General features: G+C 57.7%; 22 protein-coding genes. 14 read left to right on the forward strand and 8 right to left on the reverse strand.

The window, feature by feature from the left end; translation table 11 throughout:
* Positions 1-128 precede the first annotated feature (128 nt).
* From fmt to Q0650_RS08745, 3 genes are all read left to right on the forward strand, one after another.
* The gene (gene fmt, locus Q0650_RS08735) at positions 129-1,061 is read left to right on the forward strand and encodes a methionyl-tRNA formyltransferase (protein ID WP_298817992.1); all 933 of its coding nucleotides are present in this window, start codon (positions 129-131) and stop codon (positions 1,059-1,061) included.
* Positions 1,062-1,217: 156 nt separating this feature from the next.
* Entirely contained in the window at positions 1,218-1,652 is a 435-nt protein-coding gene (locus Q0650_RS08740; protein WP_298817994.1) for a hypothetical protein, read from the forward strand.
* A 20-nt stretch (positions 1,653-1,672) separates the two neighbouring features.
* Positions 1,673-2,269, forward strand: coding sequence for an SH3 domain-containing protein (locus Q0650_RS08745; RefSeq protein WP_298817996.1), 597 nt, complete (start codon positions 1,673-1,675; stop codon positions 2,267-2,269).
* Positions 2,270-2,476: 207 nt separating this feature from the next.
* Here Q0650_RS08745 and Q0650_RS08750 read toward each other — a convergent pair whose 3' ends face one another.
* From Q0650_RS08750 to Q0650_RS08765, 4 genes are read right to left on the reverse strand one after another with little or no spacing between them, the layout of a single operon-like run.
* On the reverse strand, positions 2,477-3,160 hold the full coding sequence (locus Q0650_RS08750; protein WP_298817999.1) for a 1-acyl-sn-glycerol-3-phosphate acyltransferase: 684 nt from the start codon (positions 3,158-3,160) through the stop codon (positions 2,477-2,479).
* A 10-nt stretch (positions 3,161-3,170) separates the two neighbouring features.
* Positions 3,171-3,602 carry a DUF2231 domain-containing protein gene (locus Q0650_RS08755; protein WP_298818001.1) on the reverse strand — a complete coding sequence of 144 codons (432 nt, stop codon included), beginning with the start codon at positions 3,600-3,602 and terminating at the stop codon, positions 3,171-3,173.
* 8 nt (positions 3,603-3,610) lie between these two features.
* Positions 3,611-4,234 (reverse strand): YigZ family protein, encoded by a 624-nt coding sequence (locus Q0650_RS08760; protein ID WP_298818003.1) that lies wholly within the window; start codon positions 4,232-4,234, stop codon positions 3,611-3,613.
* The gene (locus Q0650_RS08765) at positions 4,231-5,112 is read right to left on the reverse strand and encodes a hypothetical protein (RefSeq protein WP_298818005.1); all 882 of its coding nucleotides are present in this window, start codon (positions 5,110-5,112) and stop codon (positions 4,231-4,233) included. The genes Q0650_RS08760 and Q0650_RS08765 overlap by 4 nt, the downstream gene beginning before the upstream one ends.
* Before the next feature lie 136 nt (positions 5,113-5,248).
* Here Q0650_RS08765 and Q0650_RS08770 point away from each other — a divergent pair, with 136 nt between their 5' ends.
* Positions 5,249-8,743, forward strand: a complete 3,495-nt coding sequence (locus Q0650_RS08770; RefSeq protein WP_298818007.1) for a BTAD domain-containing putative transcriptional regulator — start codon at positions 5,249-5,251, stop codon at positions 8,741-8,743.
* A 2-nt stretch (positions 8,744-8,745) separates the two neighbouring features.
* On the opposite strand, the gene Q0650_RS08775 is transcribed toward Q0650_RS08770, so the two are convergent.
* The gene (locus Q0650_RS08775) at positions 8,746-8,964 is read right to left on the reverse strand and encodes a hypothetical protein (RefSeq protein WP_298818009.1); all 219 of its coding nucleotides are present in this window, start codon (positions 8,962-8,964) and stop codon (positions 8,746-8,748) included.
* Between the two features lie 121 nt (positions 8,965-9,085).
* Between Q0650_RS08775 and leuB the strand changes: the two genes are divergently transcribed.
* From leuB to Q0650_RS08825, 10 genes are all read left to right on the forward strand, one after another.
* A complete protein-coding gene (gene leuB / locus Q0650_RS08780) occupies positions 9,086-10,162 on the forward strand; it encodes a 3-isopropylmalate dehydrogenase (protein WP_298818011.1) in 1,077 nt (358 codons plus the stop codon).
* Between the two features lie 93 nt (positions 10,163-10,255).
* The gene (locus tag Q0650_RS08785; protein WP_298818013.1) at positions 10,256-10,663 is read left to right on the forward strand and encodes a cobalamin B12-binding domain-containing protein; all 408 of its coding nucleotides are present in this window, start codon (positions 10,256-10,258) and stop codon (positions 10,661-10,663) included.
* Between the two features lie 3 nt (positions 10,664-10,666).
* Positions 10,667-11,599 carry a methylmalonyl Co-A mutase-associated GTPase MeaB gene (gene meaB, locus Q0650_RS08790; RefSeq protein WP_298818015.1) on the forward strand — a complete coding sequence of 311 codons (933 nt, stop codon included), beginning with the start codon at positions 10,667-10,669 and terminating at the stop codon, positions 11,597-11,599.
* Between the two features lie 70 nt (positions 11,600-11,669).
* Positions 11,670-13,013, forward strand: coding sequence for a phosphomannomutase/phosphoglucomutase (locus Q0650_RS08795; protein WP_298818017.1), 1,344 nt, complete (start codon positions 11,670-11,672; stop codon positions 13,011-13,013).
* Positions 13,014-13,101: 88 nt separating this feature from the next.
* The gene (locus Q0650_RS08800) at positions 13,102-13,650 is read left to right on the forward strand and encodes a hypothetical protein (protein WP_298818019.1); all 549 of its coding nucleotides are present in this window, start codon (positions 13,102-13,104) and stop codon (positions 13,648-13,650) included.
* Between the two features lie 34 nt (positions 13,651-13,684).
* The gene (locus Q0650_RS08805) at positions 13,685-14,521 is read left to right on the forward strand and encodes a WXG100 family type VII secretion target (protein WP_298818021.1); all 837 of its coding nucleotides are present in this window, start codon (positions 13,685-13,687) and stop codon (positions 14,519-14,521) included.
* 547 nt (positions 14,522-15,068) lie between these two features.
* Entirely contained in the window at positions 15,069-16,085 is a 1,017-nt protein-coding gene (locus Q0650_RS08810) for a thiamine pyrophosphate-dependent dehydrogenase E1 component subunit alpha (protein WP_298818023.1), read from the forward strand.
* Between the two features lie 105 nt (positions 16,086-16,190).
* Complete coding sequence (locus Q0650_RS08815; RefSeq protein WP_298818025.1) at positions 16,191-17,225, forward strand: alpha-ketoacid dehydrogenase subunit beta; 1,035 nt, start codon at positions 16,191-16,193, stop codon at positions 17,223-17,225.
* Between the two features lie 27 nt (positions 17,226-17,252).
* Complete coding sequence (locus Q0650_RS08820) at positions 17,253-18,647, forward strand: alpha/beta fold hydrolase (RefSeq protein ID WP_298818027.1); 1,395 nt, start codon at positions 17,253-17,255, stop codon at positions 18,645-18,647.
* A gap of 103 nt (positions 18,648-18,750) precedes the next feature.
* On the forward strand, positions 18,751-19,764 hold the full coding sequence (locus Q0650_RS08825; protein ID WP_298818030.1) for an ATP-NAD kinase family protein: 1,014 nt from the start codon (positions 18,751-18,753) through the stop codon (positions 19,762-19,764).
* 87 nt (positions 19,765-19,851) lie between these two features.
* Here Q0650_RS08825 and Q0650_RS08830 read toward each other — a convergent pair whose 3' ends face one another.
* The 3 genes from Q0650_RS08830 to Q0650_RS08840 form a co-directional block, all read right to left on the reverse strand.
* Positions 19,852-20,223: a hypothetical protein gene (locus tag Q0650_RS08830; RefSeq protein ID WP_298818033.1), complete on the reverse strand. Its 372-nt coding sequence runs from the start codon at positions 20,221-20,223 to the stop codon at positions 19,852-19,854.
* 183 nt (positions 20,224-20,406) lie between these two features.
* The gene (locus tag Q0650_RS08835; protein WP_298818035.1) at positions 20,407-21,582 is read right to left on the reverse strand and encodes a thiolase family protein; all 1,176 of its coding nucleotides are present in this window, start codon (positions 21,580-21,582) and stop codon (positions 20,407-20,409) included.
* 117 nt (positions 21,583-21,699) lie between these two features.
* Positions 21,700-24,120, reverse strand: a complete 2,421-nt coding sequence (locus tag Q0650_RS08840; RefSeq protein ID WP_298818037.1) for a 3-hydroxyacyl-CoA dehydrogenase/enoyl-CoA hydratase family protein — start codon at positions 24,118-24,120, stop codon at positions 21,700-21,702.
* Positions 24,121-24,310 lie beyond the last annotated feature (190 nt).

Genomic DNA, 24,310 nt, shown 5'->3' on the forward strand with positions numbered 1-24,310 from the left:
AAGCCTCCTTCGTTTGCCTTGTGTGGTATCTAAAGCATAGTCGAAGGCAGCTTCATTCTTATCCGTAACTGACGTTATACACTGTTGCTTGCCGTGTCAGCGGCGAGCTACAAATAAGGAGTGCTGGCATGCGAATTTTGTTTCTTGGCAGTCCATCGTTTGCTGTGCATGCGCTTGAAGCGCTGGTGGCTGCCGGTCATGAAATTGTGGGTGTTGTGACGCAGCCGGATCGGCCAGCCGGTCGCGATCGGCGGCTGACGCCGCCACCGGTTAAAGAGGCTGCTTGCGCTCATGGTTTGCCGGTGTTGCAACCAGAAACGCTGCGTGATCCGGCGGTGGTCGCACAGTTGACAGCGTTGCAGCCAGAGGTGGGAGTGGTGGCCGCCTATGGCGAGATTTTGCGGCGGGCAGTGCTGGCTATACCACCGTTAGGCTATCTCAACATTCACCCCTCATTGTTACCGCTCTACCGCGGGCCAACGCCCGTAGCCGGCGCGATTCTGGCCGGCGAGACGGTGACTGGGGTAACGATCATGTTGCTCGATGTCGGTATGGATAGTGGCCCGATCCTGGCGCAAGCCGTGGTTGATCTGCCACCAACCGCGCGGACCGGCCCATTAACCGATTCCCTCTTCCGTCTTGGCGCCGATCTACTGGTGCAAACCCTGCCCCGTTATGCGCGCGGTGAAATCGAACCACGCCCACAAGATCATAGCCAGGCTACGTTCACCAAGATGTTGAAAAAAGAAGATGGTCGAATCGATTGGTCGCTGCCGGCAGTTGTGATTGAACGCATGACGCGCGCGTATGATCCATGGCCGGGCGCCTACACATTCTGGCGGGGGCAACCGTTGCGGATCATTACGGCTGCGGTGGCGCCGGCAAACGCCTCAGGCGAGATGGGCGTTGTGGTTGGACGCAGTTCGCAGGGCAATCCTTTAGTGCAAACCGGCAGTGATCTGCTAGAATTGATTGACGTGCAACCGGCCAGCCGGCGACCGATGAAGGGTGCCGCATGGTTGGCCGGTATCCACACCAGCGAGATTATGCTGGGTGAGTAAGCCGTGTTTGTGATCGAGCCGGCACAATAAATGGAAAAATTAACGCAGTGCGTTATCCCGTCTTGCGTTCTGGGGATGAACCGCGTATAATCATCCACACGGAACCTGCCAACGATATATTGCCGTAATTGGGCAGACGGCTTAGGAGAAGCAACTATGCCATTCTTCAAAGATGAGGAAGAGCTGCGTCAGATTTTGGGCACGCTGTATGATCGGGTTAAGTGTGATGCGCAGATTGCGCCGCGAATCTGCGAAGGACGGATTGTGATTCAGTTTCGTTATGAAGAACCACACGGCGTAGTCACAATTGACGCTGCTCATCCTCCAACTCAACCCGGCGCGTATTGTGATGTCTTTTGGGGTGACGTCAACCTCAAGCCCGATGTTGAAATGAGTATGAAGGCCGATATTGCCCATCAGTTCTGGCATGGTAAAATCAACTTGATGACAGCGCTGGCGCGCCGACAGATTATCGCGAAAGGGCCAATTCCCAAGATCCTCAAGCTCTTGCCGGCGGTTGAGCCGGTGTATACGATGTATCCGGCCATGCTGCGTGAGATGGGGCGCGAAGATCTGGTACTGACCAGGTAACCGGTTTACCTGCTTCGCCTATGCCTACTACGAGCGAGATGTATGAGCGTGGCGCCGCTGATGCCGAGCGGGGTGAATTCAACCCTTTCTATTACCAGCACTATTACTACTATCGACAAGGGTATGACTCGGTGCGGCGCCGTCGTCAACCTCGTCTGCCACGGCTTCTCATCGTGACACTGATCGTGATCGGTTTAAGTGGTGTGGTGGCAATGATCTGGTTGATCGGGCTGCGTCGGCCTGCAGTCGTTGCGCAACCGGTTGCCACCATTGCGCCGACGGTTGAATTACCTTCTGCCACGCCGTTGCCGCCTACCAGCACATCTGTCCCGACACCCTCTCCATCGCCAACGCCAGCTCGATCCACACTCCAGGTTGGTGGCCGCGCCGTCGTCACGAATGTCGGCAATGCGCCACTGCGGCTACGCGCCTCGCCCGGTTTGACGGCGCGGGTCATTGCTCGCATCCCGGCTGGACGAGAAGTTGTCTTGCGCGAAGGGCCGGTCATTGCCGATGGCTACACGTGGTGGCGGGTAGAGATCGGCAATCAAAGCGGATGGTGCGCTGTTGTTACGCCCGATGGAACAACGTTTCTTGAACCGACGCAGAGTGAGTGACGAAACGAGTGAGTCAGAACTGGCAAGAGGCGGTGTTCAATGAGCCTGTGGCATACCAGCAGTGTGGTATCTGCGCGCACATGCGTGATATGGCGACTGACAGCATGAACCCGCGCCTTCAGGCGCGGGTTCGCGCTATGCATTGTCGATCGTGACCGGGGTTTCGGCCAGATAGTTTCCCGGTTTCTCTCGCCTTTTACCGATTTGTTACCCGATTTGCGCTGTTGTGGCTGCTTCCACAAGTCCGGCATAAGGACCGCGCTGAGCCGGAGGCAACATAGAGGCAATTTTGACCATCATTTCGGTGGTCAGGCGTTCCATCACATCAGCAGGAATCTTGTTATCGGGCAGTGGATCGATGCGGTATGGTGTGCCAATAGTAATATGCACTGGCTCGCGGCGCAGCGTGCCGCGAAAGCCGTGCTCGGTGCCGGTAATCGCCATCGGCACGATCGGCACGCCAGCCTGCATCGCCAGTCGGATGGCGCCGCCGCGTCCTGGTTGCAGGATCCCATTCCGACTGCGATGACCTTCCGGGAAGATTAGAAGCACTGCGCCTTTGCGCAACGCCTCGGCAGCGGCGTCGAGGGCCGCTAAATCGCGTTTGCCGCGCCGAATCGGGATCACGTCCATGTTGCGGAAAAACCAGCCGGCCACGGGATGAGCGAAAATTTCAATCTTGGCCAACCACGAGAGACGATAGCGAAATGGTAGCAATGCGCCGACTGCTGGAATGTCAACCCAATTGATATGGTTCATCACCAGAATCATGCCACCCTGGTCGCGCGGCGGTAGCCGTTCGATACCTTCGATAGTCCAGCGCCACCAGCCAATCAGGCGGAAGAAATTGATAGTGATATAGAGGATTCCATAAACGACGTAGGCGAACATTGCGTCCTCACTAACGGCCAAGATCGAAACCAAAGACCAGTCGGCCACCCAACCAGCCTCCAAGCACCAGCAAGATAACACCGGCCAGATGCCATCCCAGATACGCACTGCGTTGGGTGGGGTCGTTCAGGATCGCCGGTTGCCGCCGGCGCAGCAACCAGACTCGACCATAGCAGGCGGTGGCAGCCAGACTGGCAGCAGCATGCCCATTGATCCACAGAATAACCGGATCATCGATGGCACGACCGGTTAGCTCCCGTCCGGCATCGAGCAGGCCACTGAGTATTGCCAGCAGCGCTCCTATCAAACCAACGATGAGACAGTGGAAGGAACTTTGCTCCCACTGCATGCGGCCGGTGCGTAGCGCAATAAATGTAAACAGACTACTGGCCAGCAGCAGCCCAATTGGAATATGAACGGTTGCAGGATGCAATGCGTACATCGTTTCAATTATACCATATTCGTTATCAGCTCAATCTGAACGCGCCCGGCGCTGCGATCGCTGATGCGCTGGTTGAGATCGGCAGCTCGATCAGCAGGCACATCGACGGTGATCGCGATAGTGTCGGCAAAGTCTTCAGCGAGTATCTCGGCTGTCTCTATCTCGAGCAAATGACGAACAATTGCGTAATCGGCGTATGTGAGTCGTAACGTCATCCGTTGATAGATCATCCGTTTCGCGCGAGGTGTCGTGGCAAGCACTGCGCGCGCGGCGTCACTGTAAGCGCGCACCAGTCCACCCACGCCTAGCAACGTTCCCCCAAAATAGCGAGTCACGATAATGGTTATATCACCGAGACCGGTCCCGCGTAACACCGCCATTATTGGACGGCCAGCAGTGCCGGCTGGTTCACCGTCATCACTCATCCCGGCAACAGTGCTGGCGCCGTAGCCGATGAGATAAGCATAGCAGTGGTGGGTTGCATCGGGCATTTCGGCGCGGGCAGCGGCAATGGCTGCCCGCGCAGCGGCAATAGTCGGTGTGGGGATGGCTTGCGCGATAAAGCGTGAACCACGAACAACAATGGTCGCGCGGGCCGGGGCGGCTGGAATGGGATAGTATCCGGTGTTCATTGTTCCCTGGTTTGCCATACAGGATTGGCCAGTTCATCAATAGCCGCTTCGATAGCGGCGATTTCGCCTGCCAGCGCGTAGTAGCGGGCGCGACCTTCGGCATGACGCGCTGCCCAAAATGGCTGAAATGGTTCGGGAATGGGGTTTTGCAGAGCGGAGGTTACTTCGGCCAATAGCTCGCGAAATTCGAGTTCCCACCAGCGTTGGAGCGCAGGGCTAAGTGTACTCCCGGGTGGGCCGAAATCGGCCAACAAACGACGGGCAAACTCGCGACTCACTGTCTGCTGTTCATGTGTCATGGCAACGGCCTGGGCGGCCAGTTCGGCCAGTCTCCCAGCCGTCGCAGTGGGTGGTGTGGGGAGCGCAATCACGCCGGTTTCCTGTTTGAGTCGTTTGCGTCCGGCGCTAGCCGATAGCAGGGCCAGAGTCAGATGATCGGCTGGCGCAATGATACGGATCGGTGTCACGGCGACTGTTTGACCGGTATCCCACGCAATAGGTGGACGTTCACCGACGCCAATCAACACCCGTGGAGTGGGCGCAGTAACAGCGGCAGTGGCTTCTGGTGGCAGTTCCCACCACATTGAAGCCAATTCACTAGTGTAAGCTCGCAGGCGATGTCCAAGACCGGGATGGCGTGTGATCAAATCGGCGATGCCGGTGATCGCATAGCGCTGACTGTAGCCGGGCGGTAAAGCCAGCAGCCAGCGATCGCCGATTGGCGTATGCCATGATTGTAGCGTTGCCGTATCGATCAGGGGACGCAGCAGCGGCGCGCAGGCTGGCTCAAAAATAACCGCCTGATCGCGTTCGGCGCGCGTGAAGATCAGGGCAGGATGGGGTATTGGTAAACCAGGAAGTATCGTGCGCATCATCATGAATCTTGCTACAATACAGACAGTGATGTAGTATACATCTGTATCATACATTGCTAAACACATCCTGTTAAGCCAACGTGGCCGTTCGTAGAGTATCATGTTTCACAACGCTTCCTGGTAGCTTAAGGAGCAGCCCATGACCGAGTTGGCCGAACATGCGCCACCGGTTGCGGTACGCACCTCGTTGTTACCGCTCAAAATTACGCCGCCGGCAGTGCGGGCTGACGAGATGTTACGTCACGATCTCCAGGCTTTGCTGGCCGAAGCTCGACTCCTGCCGGTGACCCTGGTTATTGCTCCAGCCGGTTATGGTAAAACGACCTTGCTGGCGCAATGGGCTGAACAGCTCGTTCGCACCGGGGCGCAGGTAGCCTGGTTGGGTTTTGAAGCCAGTGATCAGGAGCCTGCCCTTTTGCTGGCTTATCTCATCGGCGCCTTTCAGCGCGCCCTACCCGGCATCGGCGAGCAGGCTTTGCGTATGCTACAAAGTCTGGCCGATCTCAAGCGTGACTGGCCGCTGGTAGCCGGCGCCTTGTTGAGTGACGTTCAGCGTGAGCTGCACTCGTTGACTGTGCTGTTCCTTGACGATGTGCATCTGGTGAGCGACGGGCCGATTACGACAGATCTGCTTGGATATGTGCTGCGCGCGGCGCCTCCGCATCTGCATGTCATCATGGCTTCGCGGCGTCCGCTCACCTTTGCGCCATTGCCGCGATTGCGTGCAGAAGGTTTGCTGTTAGAGATCAGTCCGCACGATCTCTTACTGCAACGCCATGAAGTAGTCGAGCTGCTGAAACGGGGCGGAGTGACGTTGTGCGAGGAAGATATTGATCTGCTCCTTGAACGTACTGGTGGCTGGATGTTGAGCGCGCAACTGGCCGCGCGCGCGCTAGCGCGTCAATCGCCTGAGCAGCGCCGCGCCTATCTGCAAGGCCTGGCAGCCAATCAGCACGATCTATTTGAATACCTTGCCTCAGAGGTGTTGTCTGCGTTGCCGCAACCGCTGGTTGATCGCTTGATCTGCGCTGCCCTGCTGGGACAGGTCAACCCGGCTCTCCTTGACGAAGCTCTGGGTGTAAATGACAGCGCTCAATTGATCGAACAGGCTATCATGCTTGGCCTGCCGCTTACAATCGATACCGCTAGCGGGAACAGTGAACGGGTGTTTCGCTTTCATCCGCTCTGGCAGCGACTCCTGGCGGATCGAGCGCTCAGTCGATTCGATCGCGTCTTTGTGCGTGACCTTCACGAGCGGTTTGGCATGGCACTCGCCCGCCACGATCAGATTGAAGCCGCGTTGCGCCATCTGGCTGAAACAGGCAATCCGACGATCATCGCCCGTGTGCTGCGTGAATATGCATGGCCATTAATCGATTCGCCGCAGCGCGAGAGCCTGCGCAACTGGATTGAACGATTGCCGCCGGAGGTGCGTGAACGCGATCCCGATCTTCTGCACATGCAGGGCTGGAGCCTCTTCAATACCGATCGCGAACGGGCGTTGCAGTTGATTGGTCAGGCTGTCGAACAGTACCGGCTAGCCGGAGCGTCGGCCCAGGAGTTGCGCGCTTTGCGCGATATGGCGGTACTGCTTTTCTGGGCTGATACGCCAGACCGATTCGCCGAGGTGTGTCGGCAGGTGATTGCAGCGGCGACACGGGTGAATGATGCCTGGTCGCGTGGAGCGGCGCTGGTCGGTTTGATGGCCCTGTTCTACAGTCGTGGCCACTTCCAGGCCGCGCTGCGAGTCGCGCGCTGGGCCGATCGCCATCCGTTAAGTGTGCTATGGCAGTGGCTGCTGGCGGTGTTGCGAGCCTCAATCTATACCCGGCAGGGCTATCCGGCAGAGGCGATGGCAGCCATTCAGGTGGCGCTGGAATTGCCCCGGATCGACCGCAATGACATGCTGCGCCAGTCGTTGCTGTTGTTGCAGGTGATGGCTCTCTATCAGCAAGGTCAGAGCGAGACGGCATTGGATCAGGCTCAGGAATGCTACTATCGCCTGAACGACTACGCTCCTGGCAGTGTTTTGACCGGCCATGCTGCGTTAATTCTGTCGCTTCTGTTGATTGAGCATGACCGGTTAGAAGAAGCAGCTACTTATCTGCAACGAGCGCGGCAGATAGTTGCCGATCTCGATGATCGGTTATTGGGTTGGCGCGCGCGCGCCGTTGAAGTCTATGCCCTGTTACGTGATCGACAGTTTTCCGCTGCCGCAGGGCGGGCAATGACGTTCTGGCAGACGTTGTATAACCCGACTGATGTCAACCATCAGCAGGCCTTAGACCGCGATTATCATCTCCTCCTCGCTCAGGATCCCTGGGTGCAGAGCCTGTTGTTAATTGCTCTCGGCGAAGGTGGTGAGCGCGAGCGCGCGCTTGCCATGACACAGCAATTGCTTGACACCACTGACCGGCGCAGTGAAGGGTTGTTCCGCGCACTCATTCACATCTATAGGGCATATCTGGTTTCTCAGCGCCAACCCGATGCGCCATCGATCGAAACCGATCTGCGGATGGCGTGCGCGATTTGTGATCGGGCCGGCGTCGAATCATTGCCGTTCTTGCCGCGTTCGGCGATGCTCTGGGCCATTAAAACCGCATTGCGGCTTGGCCTGTCGAGCCGGGCCATGATCACCGCCCTCCGCCGACTCGATGCCGACACGCTGATCACGATCCTGGTTCCGCTCCTTGAAGAAACATTGCCGACGGCGGTTCGCGCGCGCAGCATCGGCTTAATCGGTGATTTAAGTCTGCTCAATGCGTATGGCACGCTGCGTTCGCTGCTCAAAGATCGTTCACCACAGGTGCGGCAGGCAGCAACCGAGGCGCTCGAGCGGCTGGTCTATCGCCCACCCTACCGGCTGATCATCCGCGCGCTCGGTAGTTTTCAGGTAATGCGCGGCGATCAAGAGGTGCGCGATCGCGACTGGCGCAGCGTTAAAGCCCGCCATCTCTTGCAGTTGTTGCTAATCGAACGAGGTCGAATGTTGCCTCGCGAGCAGATCATGGATATGCTCTGGCCGGGCCTCGATAGCGAGTCGGCGTCCAACAATCTGCGCGTGACGATTAGCCGCCTCATCAAGGCGCTGGAACCGGATCGACCGGAGGGTGCGCCAACCTACTATATCTTGCAGCAAGGTGACACGTATGGTTTCAATATCGAGAGCGATCATTCGTATGATGTGGCTACGTTCGTGAATGCCGTTGAGCGAGGCCGCCGGGAATTGCAACGGAATCGACGCATCGAGGCCCGCGAAGCATTTCAAGAAGCGGTAACACTCTACAGCGGCCAGTTTCTGCCCGATAGCCTGTACGAAGACTGGTCGGTTGTCGAACGAGAGCGATTGGGGGTGCTGTTTAACGATGCGGCGCTGAGCCTGGGTCAGATCTTGTTTGATGAGGGGCGCTATCACGAAGCAATCGCGTTGGGCTGGCGCGTGCTGGAATATGACAAGGCCCAGGAAGAGGCATACCAGTTGTTGATGCGCGCTTATGGCGCGATTGGTGAGCGGAGCACGGCAATTCGCCTCTATCAGCGCTGTGTAACTGCCCTGCGTGAAGAGTTGGGTGTCGAACCGCTACTCGAGACAGTAGCGCTGTTTGAACAGGTGCGTGGTAAACGCGCGTCGTGATCTCAACCGGTAGGGCCTGGTGAGCTGGTAGTATCGGACGCGGCAGTGTTCTGGCGTAGATGGTTGCTGATAAAAGAAAGCAGCTCATCAAGCTGGTCAATCCGGCATTCGAGGCCGGTACCGATGTGTTGGATCCGCCCATGCCACTGTTTAGTTGTGTTCTTTTCATCGTCGGATACAACGATCCGGACAAGAAACGATTCGACTCGCCGAGTCGCCATACTCTGTTTCCTTAATCCTGGCGCCTGCCGTTCGATATTAGTAGAGCTAGTAGTATCATACTGAAGTGCGCTTACCACTCTGTAACCATTCTTAAATTCTTAACCTGTGGCGAGGTCTACTGTGAAAGCTGTTATTACTCTCTTACCCGGTGATGGCATTGGTCCGGAAGTGGTGGCCGAAGGCGTGAAGGTGTTACAGGCAGTGGCCGCGCGTTTCGTCCACACGTTCACGCTACGCGAGGCTTTGATCGGCGGCTGCGCAATCGATGCAACCGGTGAGCCACTACCCGAAGCAACGGTGACACTGTGTCGCGAATCTGATGCCGTCTTACTCGGCGCGGTCGGCGGGCCGAAGTGGGATGATCCGCAGGCAAAGGTGCGTCCCGAACAGGGTCTGCTCGGCATTCGCAAAGCGCTCGGTCTGTTTGCCAATCTGCGACCGGTGCAGGTACATCCGCGCCTGATCGATGCCTCGCCGCTGCGCCCTGAGCGGTTGCAAGGAGTTGATCTGATCGTTGTCCGCGAACTGACCGGTGGCATCTACTTTGGCGAGAAGCGGCGCGAGCGCGGTCCTGACGGCGAATGGGCCAGCGATCTTTGCATCTATACCGAAGAGGAGATTGCGCGGGTGGCGCGGGTGGCTGCTCATCTTGCCCGCCGTCGCCGCGGTAAGCTCACGCTGGTTGACAAAGCAAATGTGCTGGAAACCAGTCGGTTGTGGCGCAGTGTTACCACCCGACTCATTCGCGATGAGTTTCCCGACATACAGTTCGAGACGATGCTGGTTGATGCCTGTGCCATGCATCTCCTCCGCCGCCCAACCGATTTTGACGTGATCGTCACCGAGAATATGTTCGGCGATATTCTGACCGACGAAGCGGCAATGCTGGCCGGCTCGATGGGGATGTTGCCTTCTGCCTCTCTGGCCGGGGGGCGCCTGGGATTGTACGAGCCGATCCACGGTTCGGCCCCCGATATTGCCGGCCAGGGCAAGGCCAACCCATTGGCAACGATTCTAAGTGTAGCCATGCTGCTGCGCCATTCGCTCGATCTGGTTGCCGAAGCGGAGTGTGTCGAGGCGGCAGTGGCGAGCGTAATCGATCAGGGGATTGTGACTGCCGATATTGCTGCTCCCGGCCAGCGCGCTTACAGCACGGCTGCGGTTGGCGACGCGGTGGCTGCTGCCGTCACTGGTTGAGCGTGGCGGCTGTGCGCTGTGACGTTCACCCTGTGCTATACTGGCAAGCACGCAACCGAATCAACATCGTTATCACAGCGGAAGGAGCGCTCAATGGAGCGAAAGATTCGCGTGCTGGTCGCAAAACCCGGTCTCGATGGCCATGATCGCGGCGCCAAAGTGATTGCGCGCGCGTTGCGCGATGCCGGTATGGAGGTGATTTATACCGGGCTGCAACAAACACCGCAGATGATTGTCGAGGCGGCATTGCAGGAAGATGTTGACGTGATTGGCCTCTCGATCCTCTCTGGCGCGCACATGACGTTGTTGCCCAAAGTGATGCAGTTGCTGCGCGAACAGGGTATGACCGATGTGCTGGTTGTGGCCGGTGGGATCATCTCTGATGAAGATGCCGAAATCCTTAAGCGCGAGCACGGAATTGCCGAGGTATTCGGCCCCGGTTCGTCAACGCAGGCCATCGTTGAATTCATCCGCTCAAATGTCCAGTTGGCGCGGGGTTGAGGTATGAGCGAACACGATTTGGTGACGCGCCTGCGCAACGGCGAGCGGCGCGCGCTGGCGCGCGCGATTTCGCTGGTTGAACAGGGTGGCCCGCCGGCGCGGGCGATACTGGCAGCGGCTTACCCCTATGCGCAGGCACACCGCGTTGGCATCACCGGCCCTCCCGGCGCCGGAAAGTCAACTCTGGTGACGGCGCTGGCGCTCGAATGGCGCAAACGCGGTGTGCCGGTAGGCATTGTCGCTGTCGATCCTTCATCACCCTTCAGCGGTGGCGCGGTGCTGGGCGACCGGATTCGCATGCAGGCGCTTGGCGGCGATCCCGGTGTCTTCATCCGCAGTATGGCCAATCGTGGGCGCATGGGAGGGCTTGCTCGCGCCACTGCCGATGCAGTGACACTGATTGCCGCTGCCGGTTTTCCGTTAGTGCTGATTGAAACGGTCGGCGCCGGCCAGGACGAGGTTGATATTGCCCAGGCTGCCGATACCACCATCGTGGTTGAAGTCCCCGGTATGGGTGATGACGTACAGAGCATTAAAGCCGGCATGCTCGAGATTGCCGATGTCTTTGTGGTGAACAAGGCCGACCGACCTGGTGTTGAGCAGACGGTGCGCCAGCTTCGGACGATGTTGCAACTGGGTGGAACATCGCAAGAAGGCTGGTCACCGCCCGTACTGACTGCGATTGCCACGACCGGCGAAGGCTGCGATCAGATTGTTGATGCGGTTGAGCGGCATCGCCAATTTTTGACCACAACCGATCTCCAGGCTCGCCGCGCGCTGGCTGCTGCCGAACGCGAACTGTCTGCAGCGGTGCATGAGTTGATCCTCGAGCGATTGCGCGGCCCGCGCTGGGCTGCATTCATCAGCGAGATTGCATCGCGGCGACGCGATCCGTATGCCGCGGCCATTGCATTGCTAAACGGGGCAGCAGAGTGATGTATGCGATGCGACAGTATGGTACGATACAGCCGGAATCGTTCGCCTAAACACGGCAAGGAGGCATTCCGTGCAGGTTAATCCGTCGATTTTCAAAGCCTATGATATTCGCGGCATCTACCCGACCGAACTGAATGAAGAGATCGCTTATCTAATCGGGCGCGCATTTGTGACCTTTCTCGGCGCTGAGACGGTCATTGTTGGTCGCGATATGCGCACTTCAGGTCCGAGCCTGTTCGATGCGGTAACTCGCGGGATCATGGATCAGGGCGCCGATGTCGCCGACATTGGCATGGTCAGCACCGATCAGTACTATTTTGCCTGTACTCAGCTCGGCTTCCCCGGTATGATGGTAACAGCGTCGCATAATCCGAAACAGTACAACGGCTTCAAAATGGTGCGGCGCATGCCGTATCTCCTTTCCGGCGATGAGGGAATTCAGGATCTGCGCCGACTGGTTGAGAGCGAAGCTTTTCCCACCCCAACCCGTCGCGGTGAGCGGCGCGAATATGACTTCAAAGAGCAGTTTGTGCAGAAGGTGCTCTCGCTAATCGATGTCGAGGCAATCAAGCCGCTCAAAGTAATTGTCGATACCGGCAACGGCATGGTTGGACCCATTCTGCAAGAGGTCTATGCTCGCCTGCCGATACAGTTGACCGGAATGTACCTCGATCCCGACGGCACACTGCCCAATCACGGTCTCGACCCGCTTATGCCTGAAAACCGGGCCGAATTGCAACAGCGGGTGAAAGCCGAAGGAGCAGACATCGGTTTTGCCTTCGACGGCGATGGCGATCGCTTCTTTGCGATTGACGACCGAGGCGAGTTTATTTCCGGCGATTTTCTGACGGCCATTCTGGGCCGCTACCTGCTCGAAAGAGAGCCAGGCGCCAAAATCCTCTACGACGTGCGCGCATCGTGGGCAGTGCCGGATGAAGTGCGCGCGGCTGGCGGCATTCCGCTGATCGAGCGGGTTGGGCATGCCTTCATCAAGCGCCGCATGGCCAACGAAGACGCCATCTTCGCTGGCGAAGTCTCCGGCCACTACTACTTCAAGGCTTTTGCGTTCGCCGACTCAGGCATCATCCCTTCGCTCTACCTGCTCGAGATGCTCTCGAAGCGGGGGGGCAAGATGAGCGAACTGTTAAGTCGGCTCGAATCGCGCTACTTCATCTCAGGCGAAATCAACTCGCGGGTCAGCGACGTTGCCGCCAAGCTCAACGAAATCGCCGAGCGTTACAGCGACGGCACGATCGAGCGGATCGACGGCGTTTCAGTCAGTTACGACACATGGCACTTCAATGTGCGCGGATCGAACACCGAGCCACTCATTCGCCTCAATCTCGAATCGATTGCCTCGCGCGCCGAAATGGAAGCAAAGCGCGATGAAGTGCTGGCGGTGATCCGGTCGTAAGCTATAACATCTTCATCCTCTCCTCCTCGCGTGACAGGGTGTAGCAGAAGACTGCTGCACCCTGTTGCGTTTTGCATGTTGAAATCAGATGTCAGTTTCAATGTTTGGCGCTCATCTCTTTATTGACGATCAATTGCAGAACAAGGCGCGCGCCACAAAGGGATTTGTTCTGCTGAGCAATGGCGATCGAGTTGAAGTTTTGCAGAATTTGGGTGATCGGTTGCAAATCCGGGTTATCTCGAATCAGCTCGATCCCGATGACCCGCAAGTGCTGGGCGCTATCGGTTATGTGCCGGCCTGGATCGTCACGGATCGGAATGTTCCGCCTATTCCAACGGCGACGCCGCGACCCACGCGGGAACCTCCGCGACTGCGCGTCAGAAAACTCAATGAGGATGATGATGCCCGTTGTTTCACAATGCAAATTGGAGGCATTGATACCGCAGGGTGGTTTATGCAGGTCGATGGGATCGGTTTGCGCGGAGTCTTTGATGGAAGCGGCAATGCCCAAATTTGTGGACTAAACCCGCGGCAAGAGGCTACGTATACCGTTTACGATCGTTCTGGACGCGCGGTTGCAGGTGGTCGTGGTATCCCGGTCAGAGGTGGCGATATTATGATCGGTGAATGGCGATAAGTATTGTCATCCATCGCAGGGAAGGAGTGTGTCAATGGCACAGATTGGCGCTGATACTGAACAACTTCGGGCGGTCGTGAACGCATTTCGCCAGGGTGGGAACGCTATCACTTCTGAACTCCAGCGAGCGCGACAGGCAATGCAGTCATTGCAGAGCAGTCAGTGGTCGGGCAATCATCGCCAGCAGGCTGAGGCGATGTGGGAACAGGCGCAGACCAGACTCAACGAGATCATCACGGCTCTAGAGACACTGGCAAACCGCACCGAGCAGTTTACAAATAACCTTGAAGAGGTGGGGCGTAGCTTTTTGAATGAGGCCGCAGTCAGCAGTGTGACAGCAGGGATACTGGGAAATGCCAGTGCAGATAACGGCGCCACGTCAGGAACGCCGTTTCCTGGAGTTCTGGCATTCCGTCCGTTTGCGGAAGGATCAACTACTGTGCCTGGAGTGCTGGAAAATACCGCCGGTTGCACTAATTATGTTTTGCGAAGGTTGAATCTCGATGATATGGGTTGGTGGCCGAACGCTCATCTTTGGAATGAGGCAGCCACGAGGGCCGGTTACGTGATCGACTCACATCCGGTTGACAAGTCGGTGATCGTGTTTGAACCGGGAGTCCTGGGCGCTCATTCAACCTATGGACATGTCGCTGTTGTCGAGCAGGTTGAGCGACAGGCAGATGGGAAGGTTATGGTGCGCATTAGCGAAGCCAGTTTATTGTATCAGGAAGGTAGTTCAGTGATGGGAACCCATACCACCCCAACCACTCGTATGATTGAGTTGCGCGAGGCGCCGGATGGAAAAGTAACGTTTCCAGATGGCACTCCAATCGATGGTAAGATTAGCTTCATCCTTGGTCGGAAAGAATAGCTGGCTGAACTATTATTGTCGACCGGTTTTTTATTAAAAACTCGTTTCTACTTCAAGTCGTGAAGCGCAGTCACTTGCGACTGCGCTTTGCTTTTGCAGCTCATGTTGAGTGCATCTGCGTTGATCTTCAGCAAATATGAACCGGTATCGCGAGATGTTGGTTGTTTTCCTCACGCGCAACACCGAGGCAATGATGGTTCGCCGGATTTGGGGTGTGTTGAGCGCAATCGCTGGATTTGTCTGATCCAATATCGATCTTCGAGCGCAGTGCTTTTACCGCTTCGTCGATGTTGTCGGCGGCTTGTGGTATTATCCCGTCTCTCTCCCTCTCATTTTCCCTTGACAAGTCAACTGTGACGTAGTACAGTACAGCTATCTGAACTATTCCCAAAAAGAATAAACCCTCACTACCTCGCTCCGCTCTCGTTAATTCTACTCGTCTTCCCGCCAGTGCAGGGTTTTGTCCCAGTCTGATGATTGTTGCCTGGCTCGTTGCTGAGCTACAGATAGACAGGTGTATCGTTCATTGTCGAACGGAGAACGCGCTATGGAAATCAGTCGGGAAAAGCTCCTCTGGGCGTATGAGCGGATGCGGCTCATTCGCGAGTTCGAAGACCGGCTTCACGCCGATTTTGCCGCCGGCAAAATCCCTGGTTTCGTTCATCTCTACGCCGGTGAAGAGGCGGTTGCCGTGGGCCTTTGCGCTCATCTGCGCGATGATGATTTTATCACCAGCACGCACCGCGGTCATGGTCACTGTATCGCCAAGGGTGTCGATTTGCGCGCGATGATGGCCGAGATCTACGGCAAAGCGACCGGCGCCTGTAAGGGCAAAGGTGGCTCGATGCACATTGCCGATGTCGATAAGGGTATGCTGGGCGCAAACGGCATTGTTGGCGGCGGTCCGCCGCTGGCCTGTGGCGCCGGCCTGACGGCCAGAATCAAGGGAACCGATCAGGTAACCGTTTGTTTCTTTGGTGATGGCGCTTCCAATCAAGGCACGACCTTTGAAGGGTTGAACCTGGCCGGGATCTGGAAGTTGCCGGTCGTTTTTGTGTGCGAAAACAATGGCTATGCCGAGACGACTTCACCGCGTTATTCGGTCTCCGGTCAGGACATTGCCGCGCGCGCGCGAGGTTTCGGCATGCCGAGTATCGCCATCGATGGACTCGATTTCTTTGCCGTCTACGAAGCGGCAGGTGAGGCGATTGCCCGCGCCCGGCGCGGCGAGGGGCCGACATTCATCGAAGCGCAGACCTATCGTTACTATGGCCACTTTGAGGGCGACTCTATCCGCTATCGCAATCGCGATGAAGAGGAGTACTATCGCTCGCTTGATTGTCTCCATCGGTTTCGGCAGACTGTGACAGCGCAGGGCTTGCTCACCGCCGACGAACTGGATGCGATCGATGCGAGTGTTCGCGCCGCAATTGAAGATGCAGTTCGTTTCGCCGCCGATAGTCCAATGCCCGATCCGGCTGAACTCCTGACCGATGTCTATGTTAGCTATCCGACACAGGGGTTGTGGCCGTTCCAGGATGCGGCGGTTGTCGCGCGGGCTTAGTGCCCGCCGGAACTGCCGGCGCAATACTCTTGCTGAATGAATGCAAAGCCGGGTTGAGCGTTGACGCAGCGCGCTCGCCAATGCTCTCAATGATGAGGTGATCGTATGACAGCAATGGTTGAAGAGGCAGTACGCACGCTGAGCTACCGTGAAGCGATTAACGAGGCCTTGCGCCTTGAGATGCGGCGCGATCCGACGGTGATTTTGATGGGTGAAGATGTGACCGGCGCTTCGCACAGCGAAGATGAAAGCCATCTCGACGCATGGGGTGGGGTGTTGGGTGTGACCAAGGGATTGGTGCATGAATTCGGTCGGCAGCGCGTGCGCGATACCCCGATCACCGAGTCGGGATTTGTCGGCGCCGGTGTTGGCGCGGCGGCGACCGGTCTGCGACCGGTGGTTGAGCTGATGTTTATCGGTTTTATGGGTGTGTGCCTGGATCAGATCGTCAATCAGGCGGCCAAGATGCGCTATATGTTCGGCGGCAAGGCGCGAATTCCGCTGGTTATTCGCACGATGATCGGCGCCGGTTTTCGCGCTGCGGCGCAACACTCTGACTCAATCTATTCAACCTTCGTTCATTTTCCTGGCCTGAAGGTCGTGGCACCGGCAACGCCTGCCGATGCAAAAGGCTTGTTGATTGCTGCCATTCGCGACGATGATCCGGTGATCTTTTGTGAACATAAGCTGCTCTACGATATGAAGGGGCCAGTGCCCGAAGGTGAGTATGTGATTCCGCTCGGTCAGGCTGAGGTCAAGCGTGAAGGTGGTGATGTTACGATTGTCGCGATCTCGCGGATGGTGCTGCACGCGCTCACGGCGGCGGATCACCTGGCTCAACAAGGGATTAGCGCTGAGGTCATTGATCTGCGCACTCTTTCTCCGCTCGATGAAACGACTGTGCTCGAGTCGATTCGCAAGACTGGACGGCTGGTCGTGGTTGATGAGGATAATCCCCGCTGTAGTGTAGCTGGCGACATTGCAACACTGGCAGCCACTCAGGCGCTCGAGTTTCTCAATGCGCCGGTGAAGCTGGTGACGCCGCCGCATACGCCGGTACCGTTTAGCCCAACGCTGGAGGATGCTTATGTGCCTTCGCCTGAGCGCATTGTTGCCGCGGCGCGGGCAACGCTTGGTTAAGGCTGTTGTGTTGTTGCAGGAGTGCCCATGCCTACCGAGGTTGTCATGCCCAAGTGGGGCTTGAGTATGCAGGAGGGGAAGATTAACCTCTGGCTCAAGCGAGAAGGCGAGGCAGTGCAAAAAGGGGAGCCGATCGCAGAGGTCGAAACCGAGAAGATTACCAATGTCGTCGAAGCGCCGGCCAGCGGGACACTGGCGCGGCTCTGTTATCCCGAAGGGAGTGTGGTGGCGGTCACGAAGGTGATTGCGTATATCACTGCGCCCGGTGAAACGCTGGCTGATGTGACGACGAATGGCGCGACTGAAACGACGGCAACGAAAACGCAGGCGCCGGCAGTGGCAATACCGGCGGCGCAACCGTCGCCGGCCAAAGCTGCCGGTGGCGCGCGGGCAATGCCGGCGGCGCGTAAGCTGGCTCAAGAGCACGGGATTGATCTAAGCACGCTGACCGGTAGTGGTCCCGGTGGCGCGATTGTCAAAGAGGATGTCGAGCGGGCTATTGCGGCGCGCGCTGCGCCGGCGTTGCCGATTCAGCGGGTGCAGTTCTACAGCGATGGCTACCGGCTCGATGGCCTGCTCTACACGCCGCGCGGTTTGCCGGCTGGTGAACGCAGGCCGGGTGTGGTCTTGTTAGTGGGATACACCTATCTCAAGACGATGGTCATGCCCGAGATTGCGAAGGTGTTGAATGCTGCCGGTTATGTAGCCCTGGTCTTTGACTATCGCGGTTTTGGCGATAGTGAGGGGCCGCGTGGCCGGTTGATGCCGATGGAGCAGGTAGCCGATGCGCGCGCGGCATTGACCTTCTTGAGCGATCAGCCTGCCGTTGATCCGAACCAACTGGCCGTGATCGGTATTAGTCTCGGCGGCGCGCACGCGATTACAGTTGCTGCGCTCGATAGACGGGTGAAAGCGGCGGTGGCGTTGGAGCCGCCGGGGAATGGCGCGCGCTGGTTGCAGAGCCTGCGCCGTCATTGGGAATGGAGCCAGTTTCTCAGGCGCCTGGAGGACGATCGCCATCAGCGGGTGCGCACCGGTGTCTCGACTGCGGTTGATCCACTGGAGATCGTGCTTCCCGATCCCGAATCGCGCGCGTTTCTCGATCAGGTTAGCGCTGAATTTCCGCAAATGAAAGTCACAGTTCCTCTGGCAAGTGCCGAAGCCTTGATCGAATATGCGCCGGAGGAGCTGGCCGATCAGATTGCGCCGCGTCCGCTGCTGCTCATTCACGGCGATGCCGATCAATTGGTGCCGCTGGCGGAAGCGCAGGCGATTGCCGCCTGTGCCGGTCAATCGTGTCGGCTGGAGATTGTGCCGGGGATGACTCACTTCAACTGGGTGTTACCCGGTAGCGCTGGCTTCATTCGGGTGACCGATAGCATTGTCGCCTTTATGCGCGCGGTGTTGCCAGTGGTGGCCTGATACAAATGTGAAATGAGCTGTGGCGTGGCGTCGCGGTTGGAGCGCCTTGCTACGCTGCGCCGGGCATGCAGCGCAGGACTGATGTATCCTGCGGTACACAGGTATGATTACTGCCGGTATTATCGCGAATCCGGCGTCGGGTAAAGACATCCGGCGGCTGGTAGCCCACGGGTCGGTGTTCGACAACGAAGAGAAGGTCAGCATCGTTAAGCGAGTGCTGTTGGGGCTGGAAGCCGTTGGCGTTCAGAGTGCCTGGATCATGCCCGATCGTTTCGGCATCGGCCTCAAGGCGCTCGATAATCTATCGCTACAGATTGAGGCGAGTCTGCTCGATATGCCGACGTGGTTCAATCCAGACGACTCATTGCGGGCGGCTCGTCTGCTGGCCGAACGAGGAGTAGGTTGCATCGTAACGCTCGGTGGTGACGGCACAAATCGTCTGGTCGCCAAAGGCTGTGGCGAGGTTCCAATCATGCCGATTTCGACCGGAACCAACAACGTCTTTCCGCTCATGATCGAGGCGACGACAGCCGGTCTGGCTGCCGGTCTGGTGGCAAGTGGTCGGGCTGAAGCGGCGGTGAAACGCGCGCCACGGATTGATGTCTACTGTTCTAAAGCCGGTCGGGTTGCGGCAGATCTTCCCGATGGCGCGCCACCTGACGATATTGCCCTGGTTGATGTTGCTGTCTACGATGAGCGGTTTGTTGCCGCCCGAGCAATCTGGGATAGCAGTCGGATCAGTGATCTGGTGTTGACGCGGGCCGAGCCGGGCAATATCGGTTTGTCGTCAATTGGCGCCAGCTTTCTGGCCGGTCATTATCCGCCTGGACACGGCCTCTACCTGCAACTCGGCCCAACCGGTCAACCGGTGCGAGCGCCGGTAGCGCCCGGGTTGATGCAGACGGTACACGTATTAGACCATCGAGTGCTGGCTCCCGGTGATGTAGTGCAGGTGCGGCGCGAGCGACCGGCAGTGCTGGCATTCGATGGTGAGCGTGAACTGGAACTAGGGGTGGGTGATGTTGCCTGGTTGCGGCTAAATCCGCGTGGGCCGCGAGTGGTTGATCCGCGCCGGGCGATCGGGATCGCGGCAAGCGCTGGCTTTTTTCGAGAGTAATCAGCTTGCCGGTAGCGCATGATTCTGTCGAATCCAGGTCAGTTTGCCAAACGGTAGCGCCGATACCGGTAGCGCATCATCTTGCCTTCAGTTGGGTTGCTGTTTGCGCAATTCCCGCGCTCGGGCAACGTCTTCATAAAAGGAAAAAATCTGTGGGTTCTTGAGCGAATACACAATTTTTACGCTGCCGTTTTCCTGCAATTGATGAAATTCGCTCGGCAACACTCTTTTCGTGGACTGATGTCGCCGACCTGTCAGGTCGTAGTAACTAAGCTGGACATAGAAGCGAGCATTCTTGCGGCGAAACTTGCGCTCAACGGTAGCATCAGTCTCGATTCCATGGGCAAGCACTTCTTCAAAATTGCGCAGACCCTGGAAGAAGGAAAGCACGATCAAACCTAGCACTACTATCACAAAGAGACATAACGATCCGAGGAAGATCAATTCTGGTGACATCATTGCTCTCGCTTTGCGTGTGGAGAGTGAAACACTATAATAGTAAGACATTCATAAAGAGGATGTCAACCTTTCAATCAGCATGAATATAGTTATTGCTGGCGCGCAGGCGAGGTAAGCAAGAGTAATAACAGCAAGTCAGGGCGAACCATCGTTCGCCCTGACCGGTGAGATTGTTATCAAAGATTACAAACGCTCAAAAATCCCGGCTGCGCCCATGCCACCGCCGATACACATCGTTACCATGCCGTAGCGACCGCCGCGTCGCTCGAGTTCATCAAGAATCTGCACGGTCAGTTTGGCGCCAGTGCAACCGAGGGGGTGACCGAGCGCGATCGCGCCACCGTTGACATTAACGCGCTCTTCGTCAAGGTCAAGCTGGCGAATAACGGCAAGGGCCTGGGCAGCGAATGCCTCATTCAACTCGATCAGATCGATGTCGGCCAGAGTCAGGCCGGCCTGCTTCAGCGCTTTGGGAATAGCGACTACCGGCCCGATGCCCATCACCTCTGGTTCGACTCCACCCACAGCGAAGCTGACGAACCGCGCTCGTGGCTTCAACCCTAGTTCAGCCGCCTTCTCGGCGCTCATCACGACCACTGCCGCAGCGCCGTCGCTCATCTGCGAAGAATTGCCGGCAGTTACCGTTCCTTCGACAGCGAAGACCGGTTTCAGTTTTGCCAGTGCCTCGGCTGAGGTGTCGGCGCGGGGACCTTCATCGCGGTCGAAGATCTGCACATAGCGTTGAGGGCGACCATCAGGCCCTGGCTCAACCAGTTCTACCTCAACCGGCACGATGCTGCGGTCAAACAGACCGGCTGCCTGCGCCGCCAGCGCGCGCTGATGCGAACGCAGCGCAAAGGCATCCTGTTCTTCGCGACTGACTTCAAACCGCCGGGCAACGTTTTCGGCTGTCAGGCCCATGCTCAGATAAACTGCCGGATCGTGTTGAGACAGATAGGGGTTAGGCGAGAACTTGTTGCCACTCATCGGCACCATGCTCATGCTCTCAGTGCCGCCGGCAACAACGATCTCGTTCTGTCCAGACATAATCTGATAGGCAGCCATAGCAATCGTTTGCAGGCCCGACGCGCAGAACCGGTTAACCGTCACGCCACAGACGCTATCGGGCAGGCCGGCGCGTTGCGCGGCAACGCGAGCAACATTGAGACCCTGCTCGCCTTCTGGCATAGCGCAACCCATAATCACATCTTCAACCAGCGCCGGATCGATCCCGGCCCGTTCGATCGCTGCTCTCAGCACAATGGCGGCCAGGTCGTCGGGGCGCACAGTGCGCAATGCGCCACGGCCAGCTTTCCCCACGGCGGTACGCACTCCTGATACAATCACTGCCTCACGCATTGAACAACTCCTTCGTTTGATATCGTGAGTGATAGCCGGTACCGGGCTGATGATGGATGCGGGCACATCACCGTTCCCGGCTCAATCCGGTGATGTACCCTTGTGACGGCTATACTGCTAGTTCCGCAGCGGCTTTCCGTGTTCAAGCATATGGCGCGCGCGCGCTTGCGTGCGTTCGTCCTTCAGCAATTCGATCACAGTGATGCGTTCGAGGTTGTGCAGGTAGACATCATCGACCCATTGCGGACTGCTCAGATCGCCGCCGCATAGGACGTAAGCCAACTTCTCGGCCAGCACTGCGTCATAGGGTGTCGCAAAGCCGCCTTCACGCATCTGATAGATGGCAATGCGCGCTGCGGCCAGCCCATCGCGACCGAGCGCATAGCACGGTTTGGCGCTCACCTGCGGTGTATAACCATCGGCCACTAAGCGCAACACTTCGCGCTTCGCTTCACCGATCAGATAATCGGGATTGAAGACGATGCGATCGGTTGGTCGCAGCAAGCCCAGCTCTTTCGCTTCGTGAGCGCTGGTTGCAACCTTAGCCAGCGCAATTGTCTCGAACACCTGCTGGAAGGCTTTGAGCGGATTGTTTCCGCTCCGCGCTGCCGCGGCGATGATCCGTCGGTTCATCTCGGTGCAGCCACCCCAGGCCGGGATTACACCAACACCGAATTCCACAAAGCCCATATAGGTTTCGGCGGCAGCAACCGAGGCCGCGCTGTGCATTGACAGCTCAACCCCACCGCCGAGCGTCTGCCCGAATGGCGCGCTAACGATGGGTTTGGCGCTATCGCGCATGCGGCGGAAGGTTTGTTGTACCAGCGCAGCGTACTCGTCAATGTCATCCCACGCGCTGGCCATCACGGCTGCGCCGACATCGTTCAGGTCGAGACCAGCCGAAAAACGCGGCCCTTGATTGCCGACAACCATGCCAACCCACGGGCCGCGCTCCAGCTCATCGAGGGCAGCAATCAGCATTTCGACGACGCGACCGCTGATCGTGTTAGCCTTTGAATGCAGCTCGAAGCAAAGAACGCCATCGCCCAGATCAATCACGCTGGCGCTCTCGTTGCCAAGAATTTCACGGCCAGCCGTCTTCAACGCGGCCAGATCGATTGCGCGCGGATCGCGTGTTATCGGTTCAAGGCGTCCAGTCGCCACATTGAACGCTGCTGGCGCGCCATTCAGCTCGCCGTAGAAGCGGCCATCAGCCGCGATAAGCTGATCAATCCAGGTCGGCAACGTTTCGCCGAAGGCGCGCATTTGCGCTGCCGTCTCGGCAATGCCCATCGCCTGCCAGAGCTGGAACGGCCCTTGCTCGTGAGCAAAGCCCCAGCGCATTGCGTTATCAACATCGGCGACGCTATCGGCAATCTCTGGCAAACGCCGCGCGGCATATGCCATCAATGGGAAGATCGCTGCTGCCACCAGCTTCGCGCCGCGATCGCCCGTTTCGGCTTGATTGAGAATGAAGCGCAACCGTTCAGGGAGCGATTTGTGTTTGCGCGCTGCCGTGATCAATCCATCAACAGCGGCAGTGCCCTGGGGAGGCACATACTCTAGCGTTTGCAGATCCAGTGGCCAGAACTCGCGCTTACCATCGCGCCTGACCTCTTTGTAGAAACCCTGCCCCGCCTTCTTGCCGAGCTTGCCGGCAGCAACCAGGCGCTGCGTCAGATCGTTTTGGCGATAGACCTCGCGGCTTTCATCGTCGGGAATGGCATCGTACAGATTTGCGGCAACGAAGGCCATCACGTCAATTCCAACCTGATCGAGCAAGCGGAAACTGGCGGTATTTGGCCGTCCGATCAGCGGACCGGTTAACGCATCGACTTCTTCCACGCTATAGCCGTGTTGCAGGGCGAAATTCACCAGCACCTGCCCGGCGTAGACAAAAATGCGGTTGCCGATGAAATTGGGTCGATCTTTGCAGATCACCACACCCTTCCCCAGTCGCTCTTCGGCAAACTGACGGAAAGTCGCAACCACTGCCGGGTCGGCATCGTCGCCGGGGATGATTTCGAGCAGGCGGAGGTAGCGGGGGGGATTGAAGAAGTGGCTGCCGAAGAAATGGCGGCGGAACGCCTCGCTGCGCCCGGCGGCGATCACCTTGATCGGAATGCCGGAGGTATTTGTAGTGACAATGGCGTCCGGTTTTCGCACCTCTTCGAGCCGGGCCATCAGTGCCTGCTTGGGGCCAATCTGTTCAACAATCGCCTCAACGATCCAGTCACACTCGGCCAGCCGGTGAAAATCGTCTTCGGTATTGCCCAGCGTAATCAGTTCAGCGCTTTGTTCGCTGTACAGGTTGGATGGGTGCGCCTTGCGCATGCGCTCGAATCCCTGCTGCACGATCCGGTTACGCACCTGCGGGTGGTTCAGCGTCAATCCTTTCGCCTCCTCTTTCGGAGTCAGTGAGGAGGGTGGAACATCGAGCAACAGTACCGGAATGCCGGTACCGGCTACCAGTGCAGCGATTGCGGCCCCCATCGTGCCGGCGCCGATCACACCAACCCGTTTGATCTGATAGGCCATTGAGTCCTCCTTGACCGTGTCTCTTCATTGCGGACAGGTTGCACCTGGCGAGATGGTTGTAGATTTACAACCATACGTTTAGACGCACTGCGTCATGGATGTTCGTATCATACCACATCATGGAAGAGGAGTGCAACCGGTGGCGATAGGGGATAGGCGATAGGCGATAGCCGATAGCCGATAGCCGATA

Source organism: uncultured Chloroflexus sp. (assembly GCF_937129525.1).
In the GTDB taxonomy this organism is placed as follows: domain Bacteria; phylum Chloroflexota; class Chloroflexia; order Chloroflexales; family Chloroflexaceae; genus Chloroflexus.

Bases quoted from the DNA above. Each gene is read 5' to 3' on its own strand.
- fmt (WP_298817992.1), top strand. From the start codon at position 129: ATGCGAATTTTGTTTCTTGGCAGTCCATCGTTTGCTGTGCATGCGCTT.
- Q0650_RS08740 (WP_298817994.1), top strand. From the start codon at position 1,218: ATGCCATTCTTCAAAGATGAGGAAGAGCTGCGTCAGATTTTGGGCACG.
- Q0650_RS08745 (WP_298817996.1), top strand. From the start codon at position 1,673: ATGCCTACTACGAGCGAGATGTATGAGCGTGGCGCCGCTGATGCCGAG.
- Q0650_RS08750 (WP_298817999.1), bottom strand. From the start codon at position 3,160: ATGTTCGCCTACGTCGTTTATGGAATCCTCTATATCACTATCAATTTC.
- Q0650_RS08755 (WP_298818001.1), bottom strand. From the start codon at position 3,602: ATGTACGCATTGCATCCTGCAACCGTTCATATTCCAATTGGGCTGCTG.
- Q0650_RS08760 (WP_298818003.1), bottom strand. From the start codon at position 4,234: ATGAACACCGGATACTATCCCATTCCAGCCGCCCCGGCCCGCGCGACC.
- Q0650_RS08765 (WP_298818005.1), bottom strand. From the start codon at position 5,112: ATGATGATGCGCACGATACTTCCTGGTTTACCAATACCCCATCCTGCC.
- Q0650_RS08770 (WP_298818007.1), top strand. From the start codon at position 5,249: ATGACCGAGTTGGCCGAACATGCGCCACCGGTTGCGGTACGCACCTCG.
- Q0650_RS08775 (WP_298818009.1), bottom strand. From the start codon at position 8,964: ATGGCGACTCGGCGAGTCGAATCGTTTCTTGTCCGGATCGTTGTATCC.
- Q0650_RS08785 (WP_298818013.1), top strand. From the start codon at position 10,256: ATGGAGCGAAAGATTCGCGTGCTGGTCGCAAAACCCGGTCTCGATGGC.
- meaB (WP_298818015.1), top strand. From the start codon at position 10,667: ATGAGCGAACACGATTTGGTGACGCGCCTGCGCAACGGCGAGCGGCGC.
- Q0650_RS08800 (WP_298818019.1), top strand. From the start codon at position 13,102: ATGTCAGTTTCAATGTTTGGCGCTCATCTCTTTATTGACGATCAATTG.
- Q0650_RS08805 (WP_298818021.1), top strand. From the start codon at position 13,685: ATGGCACAGATTGGCGCTGATACTGAACAACTTCGGGCGGTCGTGAAC.
- Q0650_RS08810 (WP_298818023.1), top strand. From the start codon at position 15,069: ATGGAAATCAGTCGGGAAAAGCTCCTCTGGGCGTATGAGCGGATGCGG.
- Q0650_RS08815 (WP_298818025.1), top strand. From the start codon at position 16,191: ATGACAGCAATGGTTGAAGAGGCAGTACGCACGCTGAGCTACCGTGAA.
- Q0650_RS08820 (WP_298818027.1), top strand. From the start codon at position 17,253: ATGCCTACCGAGGTTGTCATGCCCAAGTGGGGCTTGAGTATGCAGGAG.
- Q0650_RS08825 (WP_298818030.1), top strand. From the start codon at position 18,751: ATGATTACTGCCGGTATTATCGCGAATCCGGCGTCGGGTAAAGACATC.
- Q0650_RS08830 (WP_298818033.1), bottom strand. From the start codon at position 20,223: ATGATGTCACCAGAATTGATCTTCCTCGGATCGTTATGTCTCTTTGTG.
- Q0650_RS08835 (WP_298818035.1), bottom strand. From the start codon at position 21,582: ATGCGTGAGGCAGTGATTGTATCAGGAGTGCGTACCGCCGTGGGGAAA.
- Q0650_RS08840 (WP_298818037.1), bottom strand. From the start codon at position 24,120: ATGGCCTATCAGATCAAACGGGTTGGTGTGATCGGCGCCGGCACGATG.